Genomic DNA, 23,485 nt, shown 5'->3' with positions numbered 1-23,485 from the left:
GTTTCCTCCTTAACGTGGTTTCAGCATCGCAATGACAAAGTCTTGCGCACTGGCTGCTTTACCTTGCTGAATAGCGGCAGCAGGATCCACATGTTTTGGACAGACTTCAGAACAGTAGCCAACAAAGGTACAAGACCAGACACCGTTCTCACCATTTAATTGAGGCATACGCTCTTTTGCCCCATGGTCGCGACTATCTGTGTTGTAACGTTGAGCTAATGTAATCGCGGCTGGACCAATAAACTCTGGGTTTAAACCAAACTGAGGGCAGGCTGCATAGCAAAGACCACAGTTAATACAACCAGAGAACTGGTGGTATTTCGCCATTTGAGCCGGAGTCTGTTTATTTGGACCTTCTGAAGGCTTACGATCATTACCGATGATATAAGGTTTAATCGCTTCTAAGCTTTCGATAAAGTGAGTCATATCGACAACTAAGTCACGCTCAACAGGGAAGTTACCTAAAGCTTCAACTCTTACACCATCTGGATATTCACGAATAAAGGTTTTACAAGCTAGTTTAGGCACTTTATTAACCATCATGCCGCAAGAGCCACAAATTGCCATACGGCAAGACCAGCGGTAAGAAAGATCAGGCGCTAAATTATCTTTGATATAACCCAGTGCATCCAATAATGAGGTTTGCTCATCATAAGGAACATCGTAAGTGACGAAATGAGGCGCTTCATCCGTTTCAGGGTTATAGCGCATGACTTCCATCTTAACGTGCTTCATGTCATCAGCCATTCGCTTTCTCCTTGTTCTGCTTGTCTTGTGCAGTCGCTTCACCACCATAGACACGTTTAGCAGGAGCAGATTTCGTGATCTTCACATCGCTATATTCTAAACGAGGTGCCCCTTCTGGGTTATAGAACGCCAGAGTATGTTTCAGGAAGTTCACGTCATCACGCTCAGTACAACCTTCGTCAAGACGTTGGTGTGCACCACGAGACTCTTTACGATTGATTGCAGAATGAGCCATACATTCAGCGACATCTAAACCAAAGCCAAGCTCAATTTTGTACAGTAAATCTGTATTAAAGACGCTACTAGTGTCTTTAATTTCAACACGTTTAAAGCGTTCTTTTAATTCAGCTAGTTTATCAACAGTTTTTTGCATTAATTCAGGTGTACGATAGATACCGCAACCTTCTTCCATTGATTCACCCATTTCATCGCGAATTTGTGACCAGCTTTCAGAACCTTTTTGATTCATCAGCTTTTTCAGGTCATCTTCAATGTCACGAGTACGAGCATCTAATGCTGATGCATTAGCAGGTGCCGCTTCTTGAACACAACGAACCGCTTCTTCACCCGCAAGACGACCAAATACAACCAGTTCTGCTAGTGAGTTAGAACCTAAACGGTTAGCGCCGTGTAAGCCAACAGATGAACATTCACCTACTGCAAACAGACCTTTAATACGAGTTTCTGTTTGTTGGTTGGTTTCGATACCACCCATAGTGTAGTGAGCAGTAGGACGAACTGGAATTGGTTCATTAACTGGGTCAACACCCACATACGCTTTTGCCAGTTCACAAATAAATGGCAGACGTTCATGGAGTTTTTTCGCACCCAGATGACGTAAGTCCAGATGAACCACATCACCACGGTGAGTTTTAATGGTACGGCCTGCACGCCACTCATGCCAGAATGCTTGAGAGACTTTATCGCGAGGACCTAATTCCATGTATTTATTTTCTGGTTTACCTAATGGTGTTTCTGGTCCTAAACCGTAATCTTGCAGATAACGATAACCATCTTTATTGACCAGAATACCGCCTTCACCACGACAACCTTCAGTCATCAGGATACCTGAGCCAGGTAAGCCTGTTGGGTGATATTGAACAAATTCCATATCACGCAATGGAACGCCATGACGTAAAGCGATACCCATACCATCACCGGTAACAATACCGCCATTGGTATTGAAACGATAAACACGTCCAGCCCCCCCTGTTGCCATAATGACGGCATTGGCACGAATTTGAACTTTCGTCCCTTCCATCATATTGATAGCAACAACACCACGAGCGTGACCTTCATCAACGAGGATATCGAGAACAAAATGCTCGTCGAAACGTTGAATTTGTGGGTATTTTAAGGATGTTTGGAATAAGGTATGTAACATATGGAAGCCGGTTTTATCGGCCGCGAACCAGGTCCGTTCGATCTTCATCCCACCAAAACGTCGGACGTTGACTGACCCGTCTTCTTTACGGCTCCAAGGACAGCCCCAGAGTTCTAGTTGAGTCATCTCTGTTGGACAATGCTCAACGAAGTAATCAACGACATCCTGTTCACACAACCAGTCACCGCCTGAAACGGTATCATTGAAGTGGAAATCATAGGAGTCGTGAGCCTGAGTCACTGCTGCTGATCCGCCTTCTGCTGCCACAGTGTGGCTACGCATTGGGTAAACTTTTGAGATCAGAGCAATTTTCAGTTGAGGATTCGCTTCCGCGGCAGCTATTGCTGCTCGTAAGCCTGCGCCCCCGGCTCCGATTATCGCTATATCGGCATTAAAGGTTTGCACTGCGCTTCTCCATTGTTCAAGTGAAAATTGGAATAATTGTCTAGAATTCAATTCACTGACATTATTAATTTGTAATGCTATTTTTTTAAGCTATCCGTAACGAAATTGTTTCACTGCCTTGTGACTGCGCTTGATAACATCTTTATTATCATTGACTGTAGTTTTAGTATAACGAAATGTAAGCCACCGAAATTTGATATGAATGATGGTTTTCCCGTATTTCACAAAAAAAGTGTGATCCACACCAAGAATTCTGGGTTTTGATAATAAGAGCCCAGAGAAACTTGAGGATAAAATAAAATATATATTTTTAAATTGAAAATTATAAATAGTAATGAATAACTGGTTTTGAAAGTATAGATAACTTTAATTGAAAATGACAATGATTTTTTGTTATCTGTTGATTTTAAAGGATAAATATTTTTCCTTTCCATTTGGTTAATTTAATTTAATTAAAGCTCATTCTAAAAATTAAAATATTTTTTTTACTATTTATCTAAAACAAATCGGTTTGTCTTGTTAATTGTTAATAAAATATTAATAATATTTCTAAAGGTTTTTAATACTCGTCAAAATATACAAATTTAAATAAAAAGTTAATGTTGAAGTTAAGATGAGAGTGACGATTTAAATATAAGTATTGTGTTAGTTTATTGTTACTCGCAATTGAGAAAAAGAATTATTACAATTTACTTTTATTATAAGATAATCGCTAAAGAGTTGTATCTATCGTATTGGGTTGGTGTTTATTTCGACAATAAAAGTGCCTTAAAGTAGATATTTTGTAGAATAACATTTAATTACCTTATGTATTTTTACTTAGAAAGGCGGAAAATAATGAATAAGCATACCTCTTTATCAGGGAGAAATTTGTCTGTTGAGGAGGATGCGAGTAAACTGCACGCTTTGTTTTCTGTTGGAGTTTTTCATTCATGAGTGAAATCGCGGATTGGCAGCCAAGCGCCTCAATCGCCAACTTACTGAAAAAGGCGAAAATAGTCAGTAATATTAGGCGTTTTTTCGCTGATCGTGGTGTGTTAGAAGTTGAGACACCTATGATGAGTCAGGCTACCGTTACCGATGTTCATCTTTACCCATTTGAAACCCACTTTGTCGGGCCAGGTGCTTCACAAGGGCTTAAGCTTTATTTGATGACTAGCCCTGAATACCATATGAAGCGCTTATTAGCTGCGAACAGTGGGCCTATTTATCAAATGGGGCGTTGCTTCCGTAATGAGGAAGCCGGTAGATATCATAATCCGGAATTTACGATGCTAGAGTGGTATCGCCCTTGTTTTGATATGTACCGGTTGATGAATGAAGTCGATGATCTACTGCAAGAAGTCTTAGATTGTGAAGCATCCGAATCACTCTCTTACCAGCAAGCATTCTTGCGTTATCTTGATATCGACCCTTTATCGGTAGATAAAGAAAAATTACGCGAAGTTGCTGCAAAACTGGATTTATCAAATATCGCAGATACTGAAGAAGATAAAGATACACTGCTTCAGTTACTATTTGTCTCTGGGGTTGAACCTCATATCGGTTTAGAAAAGCCCACCTTTATCTATCATTTCCCTGCATCCCAAGCATCATTAGCTGAAATTAGTTCTGAAGATCATCGTGTAGCAGAACGTTTTGAAGTCTATTTTAAAGGTGTTGAATTAGCGAATGGATTTCGTGAGTTGACTGATGCGCAAGAACAACGCCATCGCTTTGAACGTGATAATCGTCAGCGAATAGCAATGGGATTACCAGAGCAACCCATTGATGAGCGTTTTTTAGCCGCTCTTGAAGCGGGATTACCAGAGTGTTCTGGTGTGGCTTTAGGAGTTGATCGCCTCATTATGCTGGCGCTTGGTGTAGAGCGTATTAGCGATGTGATTGCATTTCCTGTTTACAGAGCATAAATGTGATATCGATAGTACAATAAAAGAGAGCCTAGACTCTCTTTTATTTTTTTGATTTTCGGTTTTGTCTTCGTTTTTCTTCTGTTTCAAGGGCTTTTTCTTGAAACTTTGCAAACTTATTCCCTGTTACGTCTTTCATATAGCGATAATTAATAAACCAATACGTAATACAAGAAAATAAAATAACCCACCAGATTAAGAGTAATTTTAATGCAGAATGAATTCCTAGTATTAAATTAAAACTAATTAAAACTATTAAGCTGACAAATATCGAGCTAAATAACCCTCCCGCAATTTGTGGCATATATTTTTTTAAAGGAGTGATACTTATTAATGGCAAAATAATAGCCATAGAAAACAGCACTCCAAATGTGGCAAACATAATAATTGATATAGGTTCATCAAAGCTCAGAAACCAATCTGTTATGCCAAAAAAAGAAAAAGGAATTTCTATCATAAAGTTACCTCTCTACTAGGATAGAAAAGAGGGATATCTTTAAAATTAAAAATCAGTTTAAAGAATACATTAGGAAAAATATGTATTTCAGTATTATAGAGCGTGACAGATTGATTAAAGAATTCACGCCTATCTGCAATACATTCTTCTAATTCTTTAGCTTGTGTTTGTAATAAGTATAAATTTTTTTCACTGATAAGTTCAGGATAATTTTCAGCAATAATGAGTGATTTTTTTATTTGAGGTAATAACTGATTCGCTAAATTAACTTTTTGATCTAATACATCTGCATGTAAATAGTGATCTCTATTTTCAGCTAATCTTTCAAATAAGATTTTTTCATGGCCCATTGCTTTTTGTGTAATCACTATCAGCATGGGGATCAAGTCAACTTGTTTTTTTAATAAAACATCAATATTTGCAAAGGCTTTATAGCAATTGTTTTTGAGCATCACCATGTTGTTATAAATCATCACTAATTGGCGTATTAAAAAATAAACCAAGGTGAGAATAAAAATGATGAAAATAAGCCATTCCATATTAATCAATTACCAAGAAAAAGTGTTATTAAAATAAAGTGTTAGTATGCCGTTTTGGTAATCCATGGGTATTACTAAAATGGAGAAGATAACAAAAAGAGCAATAATAACGATGATGGTAGAGTTACGACGAAAAGGGCGCGCTTTGTTCCAACGCGCAACATAATCTTGTGGTGATAAACCTAGCAGGTAATGTGGTTCTTTACGTGTGATAACCACTTCGCCATTGATAGATTCTGCATTACCAATTAATAAATATGTTGTGTCTGATCCTAAGATGTACTCTTTAAAACGTTTATTATTGTATTCAAGATCTTGATGAGGCTCGATACCAAGATGCACTAAGGGGTTATCAGCTGCGAGAACTTGAATTGATCCGGTATCATCAGTCATCGTGAAATTGTTGATCTTTTTTTCACAGAATGACTGATGATAACTTTTCTTGCCTTCTTTATCTTTGGATACGTCATATTCATAATAGAAGTAACCATAACACTCTTTTTTACCGAGGCGGCTTATTAATTTTTTTCCCGCAGTTATCTTGCCTTCTATCTCAACAAGTCCAATGGCTAAAGAGCGAATTTTAGATGTCGCTAGAATTTTTTGAAAACGTAAAAAACGCTTTTCAGGTGTTCTTTTGACAACTTGATAAACGAACATTAAAACGAAACTTAAAAAGAACAATCTATGGTCAATAAAAAAGCCAAAGCTTAAGCAGAGCAGTAAAAGGCTAATAAATATGGTGTTAACCAGTGCCGAAAACTTAGACTCACCTTCCATTTGTAATTGATGATAATTTTTTATCGCCTTTTCACCAATATTTCCAATATGATTTGAAATACCATAGGAAAATATCAAAATAACAACAAATGCAATACAGGAGATGAGATTAACAATGGAGTCTTCACCGCTAGGATAAAGGCCATTTTCTCGCGAAAAAAACAGATAATTTCCAGTAGCAAAAGCGATCCCTAAAAAGGGAACAATACCTAAGTTATTCTTCTTTTTTTGGGTGCGTTTGCTACGTAAAAAATAGATTAATGCGCCTACAGCACAGCCGATAAAAAAATAAATTAACACTGTAACCTATCCTTAATGCGGTTATTTAAATTGCTGTCATTTAAAATGAATGCCTTCAAACTTCATTTCTTCTTTTGGTATTTCTAGCAATTGCATGTGTTCAAAGCGGAAAAGGCCAGCAATTAAGCTATCAGGAAACATTTCTATTGCAGTATTGTAGTTGGTGGTTGCATCATTAAAGCCTTCACGACGTTGAGCAATTTTATTTTCTACATCACTAACACCAGTTTGAAGTAATGCTAATTGTTCACCTGAAATTAATGTAGGATAATTTTCAGCAAGGGCAATCATGCCGCGCAATGCGGTATTCATCTCATTTGATGCGCTGATTTTTTCATTAATATTTTGCGCTTTAAAGTAGCGTTGTCTTGCGTCGCTTAATGCAATAAATACACTTTTTTCATGCTCCATGGCTTTTTCAGCCACAGCCATTAATTGAGGAATTTGGTCTGCTCGCTGTTTTAAAATAACGTCGATATTCGCAAATTGATTACTGACTTGATTGCGCATCGCAATAAGACGATTATAAATTGAAATACCCCAACTAATAAAAAGAACGATAAGAACGAGTAAAATAATAGCCATTATTGTCATTGTGATCCCTTTTTCTGAATATTTAATAAATGATGATAGCTAAATTAAAAAGTGATTATAGTTTTTAATTAAATTATTAGAGCAACTTAGAGAAAGATGAAGAAATATACAATCAGAAAGGGTGCAAATAGCCTACTCTTTCACAATAAAGAATAGGATACTCGTCATACTTCAAGTTGTAGCGTTGTTGACTGCGTTTACTCGTACTAGTCGCATACTAATGTATGCGACTAGTATCCGCTTAGCTACACCTTGAATTATTTAGGGCGTAAATAAAATGCGATGGGTTATTTAGCTTGTTTTTGTAAGAATTTAACTCCTAAATCAGGGAAGTCAGTAAAGACACCTTCCGCTCCAGCTTGGTTATAGATAATGTCGTAAAGCTGATCACCATCTTTTGCGTATTTAGGTAGTTTATCAATACGTACTGTAAACGGATGAATGGTGAGTTTATTAGCGTGAGCATCTGCCGCCATACCCGTTAAAGTGATATTTTCTGGTGTTGAATTATCTTCCACTAACATATGGTAATCCGGTCCAATTCCATCTGCATAAGTGGCAATCTCTTTCATTGCACCTGGCTTAAACATCCACTCATAGCTGTAATTTGTCCATGTTCCATCAGGCTGTTTCTCATACGTCTCATTCCAGTCAGTATAAGCGATTAGCTGAACAAGTTTTAAATCCATGCCCATTTGGGGCATTAATTCTGTTTTGATGCGTTTTAGATCGTTAGCATCAAAGGATTGTAGATAAACATTGTCAGTTTTTTTCGTATAACCGTACTGTTTAAGTACTTCAAGTACTTTTTTGGTGATATCTTTGCCTTCTTGCTCATGGAACCAAGGGGCTTTAATTTCAGGGTAAATACCAATATCTTGGCCTGTTGATTTGTTTAAGCCTTGGATAAATTCAATTTCTTCTTGGAAAGTATGTACACGGAAATCCGATTTACCCATAGGGAAACGGTTTGGGTAACTTTGGACTTTTTTACCGTCAACAATGTCAAAGCCTTCCGTAAATTTCAGTCCTTTAATTTCTTCAAGTGTAAAGTCAATGGCGTAATAACGACCATCTTTTCTTGCTCTATCAGGATAACGATCAGCCACATCTGTTACACGATCAAGATAGTGGTCATGTAAAACAACTAATTCGTTGTCTTTGGTCATCACCAAGTCTTGCTCTAGATAATCTGCGCCTTGGGCATAAGCTAATGCTTTGGCAGGAAGCGTATGTTCAGGCAAATAACCACTTGCACCACGGTGAGCAATAACAACCTTATCGCTTGCCGCTTGTGCGATTGCACTTAAAGATAGAGTTAAAAGAACGCCTGCAACTAACGGTTTTATTCTAAAAGATGTACTCATAAAGCTGCTCCATTTTAATTCTACGTACAACAAAGTTATGTACAGTTGGCAATAAAAAAGCCACATCAAAACAGTTGATGTGGCTTGGTTTTTAGAGATGAGATTTAACTAATTTCATAAATAATCAGTTAGCGATTATTCGTACTTCTGAAGCATTTCACGTTTGTGTTTGGTTTCAGTAACCATCACGATAAGTAATAATACAACAGACAGTGCACTACCGCCGATCATGACCATAAAGCCGCCATCCCAGCCGAAGTAGTCAACTGTGTAACCTACGATAGCACTCGCCGCAACAGAACCACCTAAGTAACCGAATAGACCGGTAAAGCCAGCTGCTGTACCTGCTGCTTTTTTCGGTGCAAGCTCAAGTGCATGCAGACCAATCAACATAACAGGGCCATAGATTAAGAAACCGATGATTAACATACACGCCATATCAACATTCGGGTTACCCGCTGGGTTCATCCAGAATACGATAGTTGCGATAGTTACTAAGGTCATGAAGAACACACCTGTCGCACCACGGTTACCTTTGAACACTTTATCTGACATCCAACCACACAGCAGAGTGCCCGGAATACCTGCGTATTCGTATAAGAAGTAAGCCCATGATGATTTATCCATTGCGAAGTGTTTAACTTCACGCAGATAAGTTGGTGACCAGTCCAGCACGCCGTAGCGCAGTAAGTAAACGAACACGTTCGCAATCGCAATCATCCACAGAAGTTTGTTAGGGAACACATACTTCATAAAGATTTCTTTTGCAGTCAGTTCTTGTTCGTCAGTTTCTTTATAATCAGGTGGATAGTCGTTTTTGTACTCCTCAATTGAAGGTAAACCACAAGATTGAGGGGTATCGCGCATTAATGCGAATGCAATCATTGCAACTAAGATTGCTGCAAATGCTGGCATATATAACGCTGCTTTCCAGTCGTTAAACCACGCCATACCTAATAAGAATAGTAATGGAGGCAAACCACCACCGACGTTATGCGCACAGTTCCAAATCGAAACGATACCGCCACGTTCTTTCTGTGACCACCAGTGAACCATGGTACGTCCACAAGGAGGCCAACCCATACCTTGGAACCAACCACAAAGGAACAACAGAACGAACATAACCATAATGCTCGAAGTTGCCCATGGCACAAAGCCCATAACTAGCATCACTAAAGACGCTAAAATAAGACCTGCGGGTAAGAAATAACGAGGGTTAGCACGGTCAGAGAAAGAGCCCATGATAAACTTAGAGAAACCATAAGCAATGGAGATCCCTGATAAAGCAAAACCTAAATCACCTTTAGAGAATCCCTCTTCTACGAGATAAGGCATTGCTAATGCAAAGTTTTTTCTTACTAAATAATAAGCAGCATAACCGAAGAAAATCCCCATAAAGATCTGCCAGCGTAGGCGACGATAGACGGGATCTATCTGCTCTTTTGGCAAACGCGCTTTATGTGGCGCAGGTCTAAACAGACTTAACATATTAGCCTCCGATGGCTTTTATTTTAATATGTTGATATTAAATAATGACAAAACGAACAATGAAGTTATCAAAAAATTTTCTTTAACGAACTTAATAGTAAACTTATACAATCAAATTTACTGTGAGGTATTACTCAGTTGTCGAATAAATTTTCAATATGTGCAATTTTGAGTGATATGTTAACTTTATGAAATACTTTCTGTTAAATAATTTGTGATTAGTATCACAGATGTGGTTTTAATTTCTCACTCATGAGCGTTTCTCTTTCGTTTTTGCTCATTATCAAACATTAACCACACTTTTTGTGTATCTTATACACTATAATTAGCGCTAAAGAATAATTAAGCGTTTGCTGAATGTAATGTGAGAGGGCATCTCTATGATGAGCGGTTCACCAGTGACAGAAACAGATGTCATTATTATTGGCGGGGGAGCAACCGGTGCAGGCATGGCAAGAGACTGCGCGCGCCGTGGGTTACGTTGCGTCCTGCTTGAAAGACACGATATTGCAACCGGTGCAACCGGTCGAAATCATGGATTGTTACACAGTGGTGCGCGTTATGCAGTAACCGATCCTGAATCAGCGCGTGAGTGTATTGAAGAGAATATGATCTTAAAACGGGTTGCTCGTCATTGTGTTGAAAAGACGGATGGCCTTTTTATTACCTTACCTGATGATTCTTTAGAGTTTCAACAGACTTTTATTCAAGCTTGCCAAGCTGCAGGTATTGATGCTCAAGCGATTTCACCCGAAGAAGCTATTCGCTTAGAGCCTTCTGTTAACCCAAATTTAATTGGCGCAGTTAAAGTGCCTGATGGCACCGTTGATCCATTTCGTCTAACTGCAGCAAATATGTTAGATGCTCGCGAACATGGTGCACAAGTACTGACTTACCATGAAGTTGTTGGCCTTATTCGTGAAGGCGATCGTGTTAAAGGTGTCAAAGTTTACGATCATCAAACAAAAAGAATGTATGAAATTCGTGCGCAAATTGTGGCGAATGCTGGTGGTATTTGGGGACAAAAAATTGCTGAATACGGTGAATTAAAAATTCGAATGTTCCCAGCAAAAGGTGCATTACTGATTTTAGGTCATCGTATTAACAATATGGTGATCAACCGTTGTCGTAAACCTGCGGATGCCGATATTTTAGTGCCTGGTGATACTATCTCATTAATTGGTACAACTTCAACGCGTGTGCCTTACGATGAAATCGACAATATGTATGTCACTCCTGAAGAAGTCGATATCCTTATTCGTGAAGGTTCAATGTTAGCGCCTAAATTGGCTCAAACACGAATTCTACGTGCTTACGCAGGTGTCCGGCCTTTAGTGGCTAGTGATGATGATCCTTCTGGTCGTAATGTGAGTCGTGGTATCGTTTTACTCGACCATGCTCAACGCGATGGTTTAGAAGGGTTTATTACTATTACGGGCGGTAAATTAATGACTTACCGTTTAATGGCTGAATGGGCGACAGATAAAATCTGTGAGAAATTAAATATTTCTGCGAAATGTACTACCGCAGAAGAAGCATTACCTGGCTCTCGCCAATCTGCGGAGCAAGCATTACGTAGTGTTGTGTCTCTGCCTGCGCCAATCCGTGGCTCTGCCGTTTATCGCCATGGTGATTTGGCGAATAAATTACTGAGTAATGAACGTATTGATAAAAGCTTAGTGTGCGAATGCGAGGCAGTAACCGCTGCTGAAGTGCGTTACGCGGTTAACTCTTTAACGGTTAATAACTTACTTGATTTACGTCGTCGTACTCGTGTTGGGATGGGGACTTGCCAAGGTGAGCTTTGTGCTTGTCGTGCCGCAGGGTTATTAAACCGTTTACAAGTTACTACCCCTCATGAATCAGAGCAACAGCTTGCTCATTTCCTCAATGAGCGTTGGAAAGGCATTCGACCAATTGCTTGGGGGAATGCGTTACGTGAAAGTGAGTTTACCAGTTGGGTTTATCAAGGTTTATGTGGTTTAGATGCAGATATGATTGAAAAAACAGCTTCAGCGGAGGCAGATAATGAAATTTGACGTCATCATTATAGGTAGCGGGCTGGCGGGATTAACGGCGGGTATTCGTCTTGCCGAAGCTGGTAAGTCTTGTGCAATCATTAGCAATGGCCAAAGTGCACTGCATTTTTCGTCAGGTTCACTGGATTTATTGACGCATCTTCCTGATGGAACATCGGTGACTCACCCCAAAAAAGCACTGGCAACTTTGGCAGAGTTAGCACCTAAACATCCTTATAGCCGTATGGGTGAAATACAGGTTTCAACCTTAATTGAACAAGCTCAAGCATTGTTGGCAAGTACAAATGGCCTTGAATATCAAGGTAGTGGTGATGAAAACCATTATCGTATTACGCCAGTAGGGCATTCTCGTATGAGTTGGATGAGTCCCAAACGAGTCCCCATTCATGGTATTGATAAAGCATTGCCGTGGAAAAAGCTGGCCGTGGTAGGAATTGAAGGTTTCTTAGATTTTCAACCTCAGTTTGCAAGTAATACGCTTAATGAGCAAGGTGTTGAAGCTATTCCTTATCATATCCACTTACCGTTATTAGATAGATTGCGTGATAATCCAAGTGAATTTAGAGCAGTTAATATTGCGCGTTACTTAGATAAACCTGAAAACACACAAGCGTTAGCTGACGAACTGAAAAAGCATGTTGATGACAGTGTTGAAGCGATTATTTTACCTGCATGTATTGGACTTGATGCTGAAGAGCCTGTGACATTACTGCAACAGTTAGTCGGTAAAGCGATTTGTCTATTACCAACATTGCCACCTTCTCTATTAGGAATTCGTCTACATCAAGCATTAAAACTGCGTTTTCAAAAAGCGGGTGGTTTAATCATGCCAGGTGATCGCGCGGAGGAAGTTGACTTAGTGGGTAACACTGTTACAGGCGTTCACACTAGAAATCACACTGATATTCCTATTCGTAGTGAGCATGTGGTGTTAGCAACGGGAAGCTTTTTTAATAATGGCTTAATTGCCGAATTCGATCGTGTTTATGAGCCTTTAATGGAGCTGGATTTGTTAGAGGTATTACCTCGTAATGAGTGGACACAAGAGAATGTCTTTGCGAAACAGCCTTATATGCGCTTTGGTGTTAATACCGATAGCCAATTAAGGCCCATGAAATATGGTGAAGTATTAGACAATGTCTATGCTGTGGGCGCTGTGTTAGGTGGATTTGATCCGCTAAATGAAGGTTGTGGTGCTGGTGTTTCAATGATTAGTGCTCTTTATGCCGCGCAACAAATTTTACAACATCACAAATCAGAACAGACCACATCTGCGGTTGTGGAGGCAGCACAATGAGTTTACAAGATAACAGTTTTGAAGCTTGCATTAAGTGTACAGTTTGTACAACTTACTGCCCTGTTGCAAAAGTGAATCCACTTTATCCTGGTCCTAAACAAGCAGGCCCTGATGGTGAGCGTTTACGCTTAAAAGATCCGATGCTTTATGATGAAGCATTGAAATATTGTACTAACTGTAAGCGTTGTGAAGTCGCATGTCCGTCAGATGTAAAAATTGGTGATATCATTTCGCGCGCGAAACTGAACTACAATACCAAAACACCTAAAATTCGGGATGCTATTTTAAGTCATACGGATTTAATGGGAACACTGTCAACGCCAATGGCGCCGATAGTAAATACTATTACCGGATTAAAACCAGTCCGTAAAATCTTGGATAAAGCGCTTAAAATCGATCATCGTCGTGAATTACCAAAATACTCTTTTGGTACATTTAGAACATGGATGAAAAAACAAGTTGAAGAGCAGGCGCGTTTTAAAGATCAAGTTGCCTTCTTCCATGGTTGTTATGCTAACTATAACCACCCACAATTAGGGAAAGATTTAGTTAAAGTATTTAACAAAATGGATATTGGTGTTCAGTTATTAAAACGTGAAAAATGCTGTGGTGTTGCATTAATTGCGAATGGTTTTGTTAAACAAGCCAAAAAACAAGCCGCCGTGAACCTTGAATCTCTGACAGAAAAAATTGTTGAAAACAACATTCCTGTCGTTGCAACATCATCAACTTGTACCTTCACTATTCGTGATGAGTATGAACACATCCTTGATGTTGATACATCAAAAGTACGTGAAAATATCGAATTAGCGACACGTTATATTTATCGCTTACTAGAAGATGGCCGTGAATTACCACTGAAACACACCCCGTTAAAAGTGGTATATCACACTCCTTGTCATATGGAAAAAATGGGTTGGACGGCATATTCTATTGATTTAATTAAACGTATCCCTGGCGTTGAAGTGATCGTTCTTGACTCTCAATGTTGTGGTATTGCCGGAACTTATGGTTTTAAATCTGAAAACTACGATGTTGCGCAAGGTATTGGGGCTGGCTTATTCCGTCAAATTGAAGAGAGTGGTTGCGATTTAGTCATAACAGACTGTGAAACCTGTAAATGGCAAATAGAGATGTCAACAACGAAAAAATGTGAACACCCTATTAGTTTATTGGCAAGAGCATTATAAGTATTGCCTATTAGATAATAAAAACGTAATTGATTACTAAGATAACAAGCAACTAGGGAATAAAAGAGGATCTTTTATTCCCTTTTTTTATTGAAACGCGAATGTACTAGAAAAAAACAATAAAAAGGAAGTAATCCACCCTTGTTGATAATAGATTATTTTAAAATGATTATGTTTAATGAGAAATATAAATATAGCTGTTTTGATAAAGCCAAATATTTTGTACTTTTTTAAGTGTGATATTTTGCCCATTAGTCAGCAATAACGCTTGCTTTCCCGCCTAATGCATTAGTAGCGACTAATGTTCCTTCAACAATAGGGGCAGAGCTTAAGGCAACATGGGCTACAATATCATGATCGAGATTAGCTATGGCAAGAGTATAAGTATCGAGTAAAACAAGTACACCTTGCTTGCATAATATTTTTTTATGGTTGTCAGTATGGTTTCTGAAAAGACTTTATGAGTTAGATCTAAAGGTGCTTGATAATTGGTTGCGATGGCAATTTTGACTTGGCGATCTACAGTCTGATTTACGAGCTCTTTAATACCATTGGCGAGCATAAGGTTCTTTGAAACTAATACAATATTGACCATAAAGCACTTTTTTTGCCAATGTAAACAGGGAGAATTAAATACTCCCTGTTTACTCAGGTTTTAATAAAGCCATTCCCGACCTAATTGGTCGGCAGTTAAAATAGCGGCGTAAACCTTATCTGAATCAATATCAAATGGCATGTTATAAATTGTCTCTCCTTCTGCACAGCTTAACTCAGCCACTGCCATGATTTTTTCATTCAACTCGTCGCCTGTAGCGTTGATACCTAATTCTTCTAAGGTGACAGGTAAGCCCACTAAAATACAGAAGTCGAGAAATTCTTCTAATTCTTCCAATGGACTGTTTTCTAAAACTAATTGCACTAATGTACCAAAGGCAACTTTTTCGCCATGATACATATGGTGGCACTCTTCTAATGCGGTAAATCCATTATGAATGGCATGAGCGGCAGCAAGACCTGCACTTTCAAAACCAATACCACTTAGGAATGTATTGGCTTCGATAATATTTTCGACGGCTGTTGTGCAAACCCCGCGACTAACAGACAGTTTTGCTTTATAGCCATCTTCTAAAAGCGTGTTATAACAAAGTTCTGCCAAAGCAAGTGCTGCAAGTGTTGATTTACCTCCCGCCATAGTTTGTTTTTGCGCGTTGCTACAGGCTCTCGCTTCAAAATAAGTTGCTAAAGCATCACCCATACCTGCAACTAATAAACGGGCAGGCGCAGAAGCGATAACATTGGTATCCATAACAACCACATCAGGGTTGGTTGGGTAAAACAGGTAACTATCAAAGGCGCCGAGTTCTGTATAAATCACGGAAAGAGCACTGGTTGGGGCATCAGTCGACGCAATGGTAGGCGATATCACGACAGGGAGCTGACATTTATAAGCAACAGCCTTGGCAGTATCGAGTGTTTTACCACCACCAACGCCGATGATCACAAGCGATGCTTGGGCTTTTGCGAGTTCGGATAAACGATTAATTTCGTTATGTGTACATTCACCATTAAACAATTCGAAATGCCCATTAACTTCATACTGAGACATACTGTCTTTAACGGTACTGCCGACTAATTCCATTACAAATTTATCAGCAATGATCAATGCTCTATCACCAAAAGGCTTAGTGTATTTACCGATATGAAATAACGCATCAGGCCCTTGAATATATTTAGCGGGGGATTGAATAATTTTTAACATAATAGACTCCTACTGTTTATTGGTGAAACGAGAGAAAATCTGTATGCAACGTATTAATGATAGATAAAAAATGACTCATTTTTTATTCTCTCAATATCATACTAAATATATTGTGATATTAATTAAGAGTTAGGATGTTATTTAAGATTTTAGTCATGTATATATAAATATGTTGCCGATATTGAGAAATGTTCCTTTTTTCATATAAATTTATTTCTGAGTTGAGGTAAGCTTCATAAACAATTTAACTCATTAAATTTAAAGGACTATTATGATTATTACTTTACAAGGGCATGGCGCACCATTTCTAATGCGAAGCGAGTCTATGTTAATCAGTGGACATAGCAAAGATGGGATAGAATCCATAAAGATGGATCCCAAAATTAAGTCAATGGTTGGTTATACTAAAGTAATAAAGGAACATATTTCTGAATTACACAATACCAATATTTTGTTGAAATTGAGATCGTGCTATAGCGCTAATGGAGGACGATTTTGTAGCGCACAATATTTAGCTGACAAATTAGGTGCAACAGTAGAAGCATACTATGGTAAAACAACGCTACAAGGAGGTGTTGTAGGTAGCCTTACCAATCCAAATACATCTGCGAATAATAAAAAAATATTTCATCCTCACAGCTCTTCTATCGCAAAATCAATTACTTCGATTGGTTATAAAGTAGGGTATAAGTTTGTGGATATGATAATACCTTCTAAAAAGTTAGAGAATATGCCTAGTGTATTCTTTCAACATTCAAAATAAATTTATTTTAACTTCCCCTCATTTAGAACCGTTAAATGAGGGGAAGTTATTTTAATTTATCTCAACGAATTTTCTTTCAGAATTATTTTGTTGGGAAAAAAAGTAACGCAAAATAAAGTTCAGTAATACACCATAGGCCGGCAAGAAAAAAAACATACAAATGGTTAATTTGAATACATAGTCGACTAAGGCAATTTCAACCCAATTTGTCGCCATAAAGGTATCTGTACTGCGATAAAAGGCAATAAAGAAGAATGCGAGTGTGTCGAGTAAATTACCAAAGAACATTGCTGCACTTGGTGCTACCCACCATTTTTGTTGTTGTCTTAAACGATTAAAGACAGACACATCCATGATTTGACCTAACACATAAGCCATAAAGCTTGCTGTTGCGATCCTTGCCACCATGATATTGAAATCACCTAATGAGGTAAAACCCTGCCAACTTCCTTGAAAAAAGAGTGTTGATATCAGGTAAGAAATCGCTAATGCGGGTAGCATCACGGCAGTAATAATGCGTCTGGCAAGGGGGGCACCATAAATACGAACCGTTAAATCTGTTGCTAGGAAAATAAACGGAAAAGTAAAGGCTCCCCAAGTGGTATGAAAACCAAAGATGGAGATAGGTAATTGCACAAGATAGTTACTAGATGTAATTATCAGGATATGAAATAAAGAAAGCCATAACAGCGCTACCGCTTTTTGGCGGGGAGTAAACGTATACATAAATTGTACCTTTTTAGTGATTGGGGTGAGGGAACCCAATAAAACAGTGATTTTTCTCTTAAATGAGAGGATGCGCATAATACGCTGGTTGCGCAACAAAAGCAAAGATTAGCGATAATCCTCTTGTGCTTAATGTGCCGTGATGTAAATACGAAAGCGAGATATAATGACGGTATCTGTCAGTGTTAAGAAAAATGGTTAATAGAATGAATGCTCAATTTGATGATGCAACTAAAACATTAGATACGTTGGGGCTACGTTGTCCAGAGCCAGTCATGTTAGTCCGTAAAACCATAAGAAATATGGCATTAGGTGAGACGTTATTAGTGATTGCTGATGATCCTGCCACAGTGCGTGATATTCCTGGCTTTTGTCGATTTATGGAACATGATTTATTAAATCAAGAGACACAATCTGCACCTTATCGTTATCTTATCCGTAAAAAAGAGAGCAATCTGTAATTTATACTGTAAACATTGCTTATTATCGCGCTAAAAAATAACCCAAGCCCCACATACTGAGGTTTGGGTTTTGTTATTTTAGCGTGCTTACTCTTTGTTTGAAGCGCTAATTTTTACTCTTAACAGTCTTACGGCATTGGCTGTTACCAGTGCTGTTGCTCCTGAGTCAGCAAGAACAGCAACCCAAAGTCCAGTAATTCCTAATAAGCTTGTTACTAAAAATATCGCTTTTAAACCAAGTGCTATCGTGATGTTTTCACGGATAATTTTACGTGTCGCACGAGACAACTTAATAATTTCAGGTAAGCCAGTTAAACGGTTATGCGTTAATGCTGCATCAGCTGTTTCAAGTGCAACGTCTGTACCGCTTCCCATCGCGACACCAATCGTTGCGGCTTTCATTGCTGGTGCATCATTAATACCATCGCCCACCATCATTGTGTTATGCGTTTTACTGATTTCCATTACTGAAGTCACTTTATCTTCAGGCAGTAATCCTGCACGGAAATCCATACCTAATTTTTTCGCAATAGCGGCTGCTGCTCTTGGATTATCACCTGTTAGCATAACGGCATTGATGTTCATCTCTTTCAATAACTTCATTGATTCGACAGCATCGCTGCGTAAGGTATCTTGCATAGCGATAACACCGATAAGCTGACTCTCTTTTAATACGACTACCACGGTTTTGCCTTCATCTTCAAGGCGAGCAACCTCTTGTTGCCATTGAGAAGAGAGTAATGTGGCTTCTGATAATTGAGAAGGCGCACTCACCAGAATATGTTGGCTATTTAAATAACCTTCAATCCCTTTACCGGCTAGCGCTTTACGATCTTCTGCTTCAACAACAAGCACATCGTTTTCTTGCGCCTTATTGATAATCGCTTTTGCTAATGGGTGATGAGAACCCACTTCTACAGATGATGCAAGCGTCAGGACCTCTTTCTCATTAAAACCGGTTTCGGCAACAACATCAGTAACTTGAGGTTTCCCTTCAGTTAGCGTGCCTGTTTTATCTAGTGCGATAGTATTAACTGTGCCTAATTGTTCTAATGCTGCACCTCCTTTAATCAATGCTCCACGTTTAGTTGCGGCTGCTAAGGCTGATGTGATTGCAGCAGGTGTTGAGATAACTAAAGCACAAGGACAACCAATGAGTAACAGAGTTAAACCGCGATAAATCCATGTTTCCCAAGGTTGTGAAAATAATAACGGTGGGATAATGATAACTAGTGCTGAGAACAGCATAATAGCGGGTGTATAGTAGCGACTAAAACGGTCAATAAAGCGCTCGATTGGCGCTCTACGCTCTTCTGCTTCTTCGATCAGTTGCAAAATACGGTCAATGGCATTTTGTCCTTGTTCTGAGACCACTTTCATTTGCACAGATCTATCCACAGATAAACAGCCTGCAGCCACTTTTTCGCCTTGTAAGCGTTCTACAGGGACAGATTCTCCCGTTAATGCACTCTCATCAAAGCTTGCAAATGCGCTGACTAATTCAGCATCGGTTGGTAAACGTGAACCTGGTGCTATTTCGATAAGATCGCCTGGGCGCAGTTGCGCAACAGAAACGGTTTGTTTTTTGCCGTTTTTGATTAATGTGGCTTCTTCGGGAACTAGCGCCATTAAAGCACTTACACCACGACGAGCCCGACCTGCTGCGTAAGACTCTAACATTTCACCAATCATAAACAGCAGAATAACCATTGCGGCTTCTTCGGTAGCATTAATAAATAGTGCACCAATTGCGGCAACGCTCATCAATGTTTCGATAGCAAACGGTGTACCACTGCGAATAAGTTGTAAGGACTTTTTCACAATGGGGAATAGTCCAATCAAGGTTGTTGCGATAAAGGCTGCTCGACCTGCTTGAGGATCAATAAACTCTGCACCCCAGCTAATTGCCATTAAAAGTGCTAATACAATAACAAATGAACTTTCTTTCAAGAGACTTTGCTTAGCGACTTTTTTAGATAGAGGTGATGAGAGATCAAAAAGCTCAAAACCTGCACTATTAATTGCGGCAATGACATCAGCGCGTAAGTCACTATCTGCATCAACAACCAATTTTTCGGTGGCAAAAAGGACTTTTGCTTGTTTTACACCCACGACTTTGAGTGCAGCTGTTTCAATTTTTTGTGCGCAACTTGGGCAGTCCATGCCTTGGACTTTCCAACTAAAGCGTTGTTGTGCAATTTTCTCGGGTTCAATATTTGAAACAGGGGCGTTGATATCACAACCTCCATGACCATCGTGATCGTGATTGTGAGAATGCTTGCTGTGATGCTCATCCTCGCATTCAGGATCGCTTTTATCTATTTTAGTATGAGAATGTCCATTTTCAGTATGTGAGTGCGTACTATTCTCAGAGTGCCCTGAACAGCATTGAGAACTTGAGCAACAAGCATCGGTATGTTTATGATTATCGTGTTGATGAGCATGTTTAGTCATAACGGGCTCTCCTTGTTCAACGAAGTAAAGTCTAATTTCATTTATTTGATAAGTACTTTACAGCTTGGAGTAGAGTCCAGAGTCAAGATGTGTGATAAAAATTCATTGTCAAAAAATGCGAATTAAGTTGAAAAACTAACCCCTTGATTTAAAAATCAAAACAAGGGGTTGATTAAAACTAAAGGAACAATGCTCTAACAATAAAGAAGTGCCCAATAAAATAACAGGCGCTGACAAGCCCTTTAGATGCTGTAAAAGAGAAGCGGAATCGATTGATAAGCCATATAGAGTAAGCAATTACTAACAATAGAGAGCCAATCATAATAGATAAGTTGTAATCATTACTTAGGTAAAAGAATTTTTCACCCGCAATCCAAAACATGGCAAATGCGGCTAATAACGTGAGAGAGGCCGGGATTGCTAATTTATCGAGTTTTGTCCAAACAATGGCTAAAATGATAATGAAAGCAAGAATAACGAACCCAAGTAAAGGAAGATAAAACGAGAGTTGGAGTGGTAATAAAAAACTCACCATATAAAGAATATAACTCAGGAATACCAAGGCAATGGATGGTAGTAAATACTTACCATCAAATATTCTTAATAGATCAGAAAGCAGCGTTGCTAATAACGCGCCAACAATCAGGTAGCTATTAATATTGTGTTCAGGGACTTGCCATGCCCAAAGTAATAAAAGAAGTAGTGTAATAGGACGGAATAACCATCGTTGCCAATTAGGTCCACGATATGCGGCATCGATATAAAGCCATCCTGAGAATAATACCGCGAGAAAAGGCCAACTCATAATATCTCCCTTATATTCAGAACTGTTTTATTATTCATAACAGAAAGCTTAATTTAAGAATAGCGGTTAATGACGAAACTGACGGACTCATTAAAATAATATAAGCACACTGCTTTTTAATCCATATAACAATAGGAATTAATGTAATGAATAAAGCAGCGATTATTGGTATTGCAGTACTGATCATTATTATAGCATCGGCAACGCATCGTTTTTTTGAACAGCGAAAACAACGAGTAAGTGACGATAATGCACCTGTAAAACTTTATATGGTTGAAATAATAGATAAAAAAGAAGTCGCGGCAAATGAAAGGCGCTCAAGAGAAAATGACGTGAATGGTCCAGAAACAACGTATTATTATCAAGTCACCTTTCGTTTAACTACTGATGAGCGTAAAGATTTGGTTTTGAATATTGATAAATCTTCTTATCTAAATATTGAACCTGAAATGAAAGGACGTTTATTTATGCAAGGCAGTCGTTTTGTGAAATTTGAAACAGATGTACCAATTGATGAGCAAAGTAAAAAATAAGCAAGAGTCTTTATAAGATTTGCAACCTCTGGGGTAGATGGGCAACCCCAGATAATTGCGAGGGTATACGAATATTACGACTATTGTTTCGTTTTATTTTTCTGTTTTTCTTCGTATTCTTTTCGTAACTCTTTTTGTATTTTCAATAGTTCAAAAATACCAAAGAAGAAAATGCGAAATTGTTGAGCTGTTGATGGTTTTTGATCTTTAGGTTGTCCCGCTTTATACATAACGATTTGTAACCCATGCATAATTACCATAAAAATCAATGCAATATCCATAAAATACTTTAAAGGCTTAGGAAATGGGGAAATAATATTTAAAAACAGAAAACCCCAAACACCAACCATTAAAAATCGGCCTAAAAAGATTAACATAGCAACTCCATAAAAAATTAAGCAGATAAACTGCGAATATAAAGGCGATACGCAACTTGTCCTGCGATCTTCTCTCTATGCAATGTCCAATGAGGCGGAATAGTATAAGTTTGTGCTTTAACTTCTTCCTCAATATAAATATAGCAATCTTGTGCTAACCAACCGTTATTTTCTAATAGTTGGATAGTGTCAGACAACATGCCTTTATGAAAAGGGGGATCTAAGAAAACCACATTATAAGGCGTGCCTTGTTTTGCGAGAACGGATAATGCGCTGTCTTGAATAACATGTCCATTATCAGCATTAAGTAAGGCTAAATTTGCAGTAATTTGTTTGGCAACAGGACGCTCATATTCGATAAACGTGGTTTCACGAGCATAGCGAGAAAGTGCCTCAATTCCTAAGCCACCACTACCGGCAAAACAGTCGAGACAGCGTGCATCTTGAATGATGGGCATAAGCCAATTAAAGAGCGTTTCTTTCACTCTATCGGTTGTTGGTCGTAATCCTTGACTATCGAGAACAGGGAGTTTACGACCACGCCATTTCCCGCCAATGACTCTAATTTGTCCCATTGGGGCTTTTTGTGGTTTTTTGGCCATATTATTTGATTTATATCGTTTAAACGTGATTTCTGGAGTGTCTTTTTGAATAAGGGATCGGTGTCTATTAATATCTTGATGACTTCCCTTGATTTAATCCAGAATAATTTACCATAAAATTCGTATAAAAGATGCGTTTATCCATGATCAAATGATAGACTTCATTATTATTTTCAATATCGTCAATGTAATCGCGCCATGATTTAGTGCGAGGAGTTTAGTAGCTAATGGCAAAAGAAAAAAAAGGTTTTTTCTCGTGGCTCGGTTTTGGGCGTAACAAAGAAGAAAATATTGAGCAAGAGAAAGAACAGCAACGCTTAGAAGAAGAGCGTTTAGAACAAGAGCGTTTAGAGGTAGCACGTCAAGAAGCAGAACGCGCAGAGCAAGCACGTTTAGAACAAGAACGTTTAGAACAAGAAGCTGAACGCCTTGCGCAAGAAGAAGCACAGCGTCAAGCTGAGCTCAACGCGGAACAAGAGCGTTTAGAGGTAGCACGTCAAGAAGCAGA

General features: G+C 38.6%; 21 protein-coding genes and 1 pseudogene. 8 read left to right on the top strand and 14 right to left on the bottom strand.

Annotated features, from left to right (window positions below):
- Positions 1 to 9: 9 nt before the first annotated feature.
- Both GWI97_RS00170 and frdA read right to left on the bottom strand, forming a co-directional pair.
- Entirely contained in the window at positions 10 to 747 is a 738-nt protein-coding gene (locus GWI97_RS00170) for a succinate dehydrogenase/fumarate reductase iron-sulfur subunit (RefSeq protein ID WP_036933152.1), read from the bottom strand.
- Positions 740 to 2,536 carry a fumarate reductase (quinol) flavoprotein subunit gene (frdA, locus tag GWI97_RS00165; RefSeq protein WP_161751792.1) on the bottom strand — a complete coding sequence of 599 codons (1,797 nt, stop codon included), beginning with the start codon at positions 2,534 to 2,536 and terminating at the stop codon, positions 740 to 742. Before frdA ends, GWI97_RS00170 begins: the two co-directional genes overlap by 8 nt.
- 932 nt (positions 2,537 to 3,468) lie before the next feature.
- Between frdA and epmA the strand changes: the two genes are divergently transcribed.
- Positions 3,469 to 4,446, top strand: coding sequence for an elongation factor P--(R)-beta-lysine ligase (gene epmA, locus GWI97_RS00160; RefSeq protein ID WP_036933149.1), 978 nt, complete (start codon positions 3,469 to 3,471; stop codon positions 4,444 to 4,446).
- Between the two features lie 43 nt (positions 4,447 to 4,489).
- Here epmA and GWI97_RS00155 read toward each other — a convergent pair whose 3' ends face one another.
- The 6 genes from GWI97_RS00155 to glpT all read right to left on the bottom strand — a co-directional run bounded on the left by GWI97_RS00155 (position 4,490) and on the right by glpT (position 9,971).
- Positions 4,490 to 4,903 carry a hypothetical protein gene (locus GWI97_RS00155; protein ID WP_036933148.1) on the bottom strand — a complete coding sequence of 138 codons (414 nt, stop codon included), beginning with the start codon at positions 4,901 to 4,903 and terminating at the stop codon, positions 4,490 to 4,492.
- Positions 4,900 to 5,442: a LemA family protein gene (locus GWI97_RS00150; protein WP_036933147.1), complete on the bottom strand. Its 543-nt coding sequence runs from the start codon at positions 5,440 to 5,442 to the stop codon at positions 4,900 to 4,902. The genes GWI97_RS00155 and GWI97_RS00150 overlap by 4 nt, the downstream gene beginning before the upstream one ends.
- Before the next feature lie 9 nt (positions 5,443 to 5,451).
- Positions 5,452 to 6,522: a hypothetical protein gene (locus GWI97_RS00145; protein ID WP_087802892.1), complete on the bottom strand. Its 1,071-nt coding sequence runs from the start codon at positions 6,520 to 6,522 to the stop codon at positions 5,452 to 5,454.
- Positions 6,523 to 6,558: 36 nt separating this feature from the next.
- Complete coding sequence (locus GWI97_RS00140) at positions 6,559 to 7,116, bottom strand: LemA family protein (RefSeq protein ID WP_036933144.1); 558 nt, start codon at positions 7,114 to 7,116, stop codon at positions 6,559 to 6,561.
- A gap of 287 nt (positions 7,117 to 7,403) precedes the next feature.
- Entirely contained in the window at positions 7,404 to 8,483 is a 1,080-nt protein-coding gene (gene glpQ, locus GWI97_RS00135; RefSeq protein ID WP_036933143.1) for a glycerophosphodiester phosphodiesterase, read from the bottom strand.
- Positions 8,484 to 8,618: 135 nt separating this feature from the next.
- Complete coding sequence (gene glpT / locus GWI97_RS00130) at positions 8,619 to 9,971, bottom strand: glycerol-3-phosphate transporter (protein WP_036933142.1); 1,353 nt, start codon at positions 9,969 to 9,971, stop codon at positions 8,619 to 8,621.
- Positions 9,972 to 10,351: 380 nt separating this feature from the next.
- Here glpT and glpA point away from each other — a divergent pair, with 380 nt between their 5' ends.
- Genes glpA through glpC form a run of 3 tightly spaced genes read left to right on the top strand, consistent with a single transcriptional unit; the run spans position 10,352 to position 14,497 of the window.
- The gene (glpA, locus tag GWI97_RS00125; RefSeq protein WP_180978775.1) at positions 10,352 to 12,010 is read left to right on the top strand and encodes an anaerobic glycerol-3-phosphate dehydrogenase subunit A; all 1,659 of its coding nucleotides are present in this window, start codon (positions 10,352 to 10,354) and stop codon (positions 12,008 to 12,010) included.
- Positions 12,000 to 13,307, top strand: coding sequence for a glycerol-3-phosphate dehydrogenase subunit GlpB (glpB, locus tag GWI97_RS00120; protein WP_036933141.1), 1,308 nt, complete (start codon positions 12,000 to 12,002; stop codon positions 13,305 to 13,307). The genes glpA and glpB overlap by 11 nt, the downstream gene beginning before the upstream one ends.
- Positions 13,304 to 14,497 carry an anaerobic glycerol-3-phosphate dehydrogenase subunit GlpC gene (glpC, locus tag GWI97_RS00115; protein WP_036933140.1) on the top strand — a complete coding sequence of 398 codons (1,194 nt, stop codon included), beginning with the start codon at positions 13,304 to 13,306 and terminating at the stop codon, positions 14,495 to 14,497. Before glpB ends, glpC begins: the two co-directional genes overlap by 4 nt.
- A 655-nt stretch (positions 14,498 to 15,152) precedes the next feature.
- On the opposite strand, the gene GWI97_RS00110 is transcribed toward glpC, so the two are convergent.
- A complete protein-coding gene (locus GWI97_RS00110) occupies positions 15,153 to 16,256 on the bottom strand; it encodes a glycerol dehydrogenase (protein WP_036933139.1) in 1,104 nt (367 codons plus the stop codon).
- A gap of 271 nt (positions 16,257 to 16,527) precedes the next feature.
- Here GWI97_RS00110 and GWI97_RS00105 point away from each other — a divergent pair, with 271 nt between their 5' ends.
- The gene (locus GWI97_RS00105) at positions 16,528 to 17,019 is read left to right on the top strand and encodes a hypothetical protein (RefSeq protein ID WP_036933137.1); all 492 of its coding nucleotides are present in this window, start codon (positions 16,528 to 16,530) and stop codon (positions 17,017 to 17,019) included.
- A gap of 51 nt (positions 17,020 to 17,070) precedes the next feature.
- Here the strand turns inward: GWI97_RS00105 and GWI97_RS00100 are convergent, their stop codons facing one another.
- Positions 17,071 to 17,745: a 7-cyano-7-deazaguanine/7-aminomethyl-7-deazaguanine transporter gene (locus tag GWI97_RS00100; protein ID WP_036933136.1), complete on the bottom strand. Its 675-nt coding sequence runs from the start codon at positions 17,743 to 17,745 to the stop codon at positions 17,071 to 17,073.
- 206 nt (positions 17,746 to 17,951) lie between these two features.
- Here GWI97_RS00100 and tusA point away from each other — a divergent pair, with 206 nt between their 5' ends.
- Positions 17,952 to 18,206 carry a sulfurtransferase TusA gene (gene tusA / locus GWI97_RS00095; RefSeq protein ID WP_036933135.1) on the top strand — a complete coding sequence of 85 codons (255 nt, stop codon included), beginning with the start codon at positions 17,952 to 17,954 and terminating at the stop codon, positions 18,204 to 18,206.
- 87 nt (positions 18,207 to 18,293) lie between these two features.
- Here tusA and GWI97_RS00090 read toward each other — a convergent pair whose 3' ends face one another.
- Positions 18,294 to 20,660 carry a zinc/cadmium/mercury/lead-transporting ATPase gene (locus GWI97_RS00090; protein WP_036933133.1) on the bottom strand — a complete coding sequence of 789 codons (2,367 nt, stop codon included), beginning with the start codon at positions 20,658 to 20,660 and terminating at the stop codon, positions 18,294 to 18,296.
- Positions 20,661 to 20,838: 178 nt separating this feature from the next.
- Positions 20,839 to 21,465 carry a lysoplasmalogenase gene (locus GWI97_RS00085; protein WP_036933132.1) on the bottom strand — a complete coding sequence of 209 codons (627 nt, stop codon included), beginning with the start codon at positions 21,463 to 21,465 and terminating at the stop codon, positions 20,839 to 20,841.
- Positions 21,466 to 21,611: 146 nt separating this feature from the next.
- On the opposite strand from GWI97_RS00085, the gene GWI97_RS00080 reads away from it, so the two are divergent.
- Positions 21,612 to 21,998 (top strand): DUF2500 family protein, encoded by a 387-nt coding sequence (locus GWI97_RS00080; protein ID WP_036933131.1) that lies wholly within the window; start codon positions 21,612 to 21,614, stop codon positions 21,996 to 21,998.
- Between the two features lie 80 nt (positions 21,999 to 22,078).
- Here GWI97_RS00080 and GWI97_RS00075 read toward each other — a convergent pair whose 3' ends face one another.
- Entirely contained in the window at positions 22,079 to 22,375 is a 297-nt protein-coding gene (locus GWI97_RS00075; RefSeq protein WP_036933130.1) for a DUF1145 family protein, read from the bottom strand.
- A gap of 17 nt (positions 22,376 to 22,392) precedes the next feature.
- The gene (gene rsmD / locus GWI97_RS00070) at positions 22,393 to 22,977 is read right to left on the bottom strand and encodes a 16S rRNA (guanine(966)-N(2))-methyltransferase (protein ID WP_036933129.1); all 585 of its coding nucleotides are present in this window, start codon (positions 22,975 to 22,977) and stop codon (positions 22,393 to 22,395) included.
- 227 nt (positions 22,978 to 23,204) lie between these two features.
- On the opposite strand from rsmD, the pseudogene GWI97_RS00065 reads away from it, so the two are divergent.
- Positions 23,205 to 23,485: pseudogene (locus GWI97_RS00065) on the top strand (signal recognition particle-docking protein FtsY); the annotation flags it as partial.

It is taken from the genome of Proteus sp. G2300 (assembly GCF_009915965.1).
Lineage (GTDB): Bacteria > Pseudomonadota > Gammaproteobacteria > Enterobacterales > Enterobacteriaceae > Proteus > Proteus vulgaris.
The sequence above is the reverse complement of the archived record's forward strand: the minus strand, read 5'-3'. Positions and strand labels throughout refer to the sequence as shown.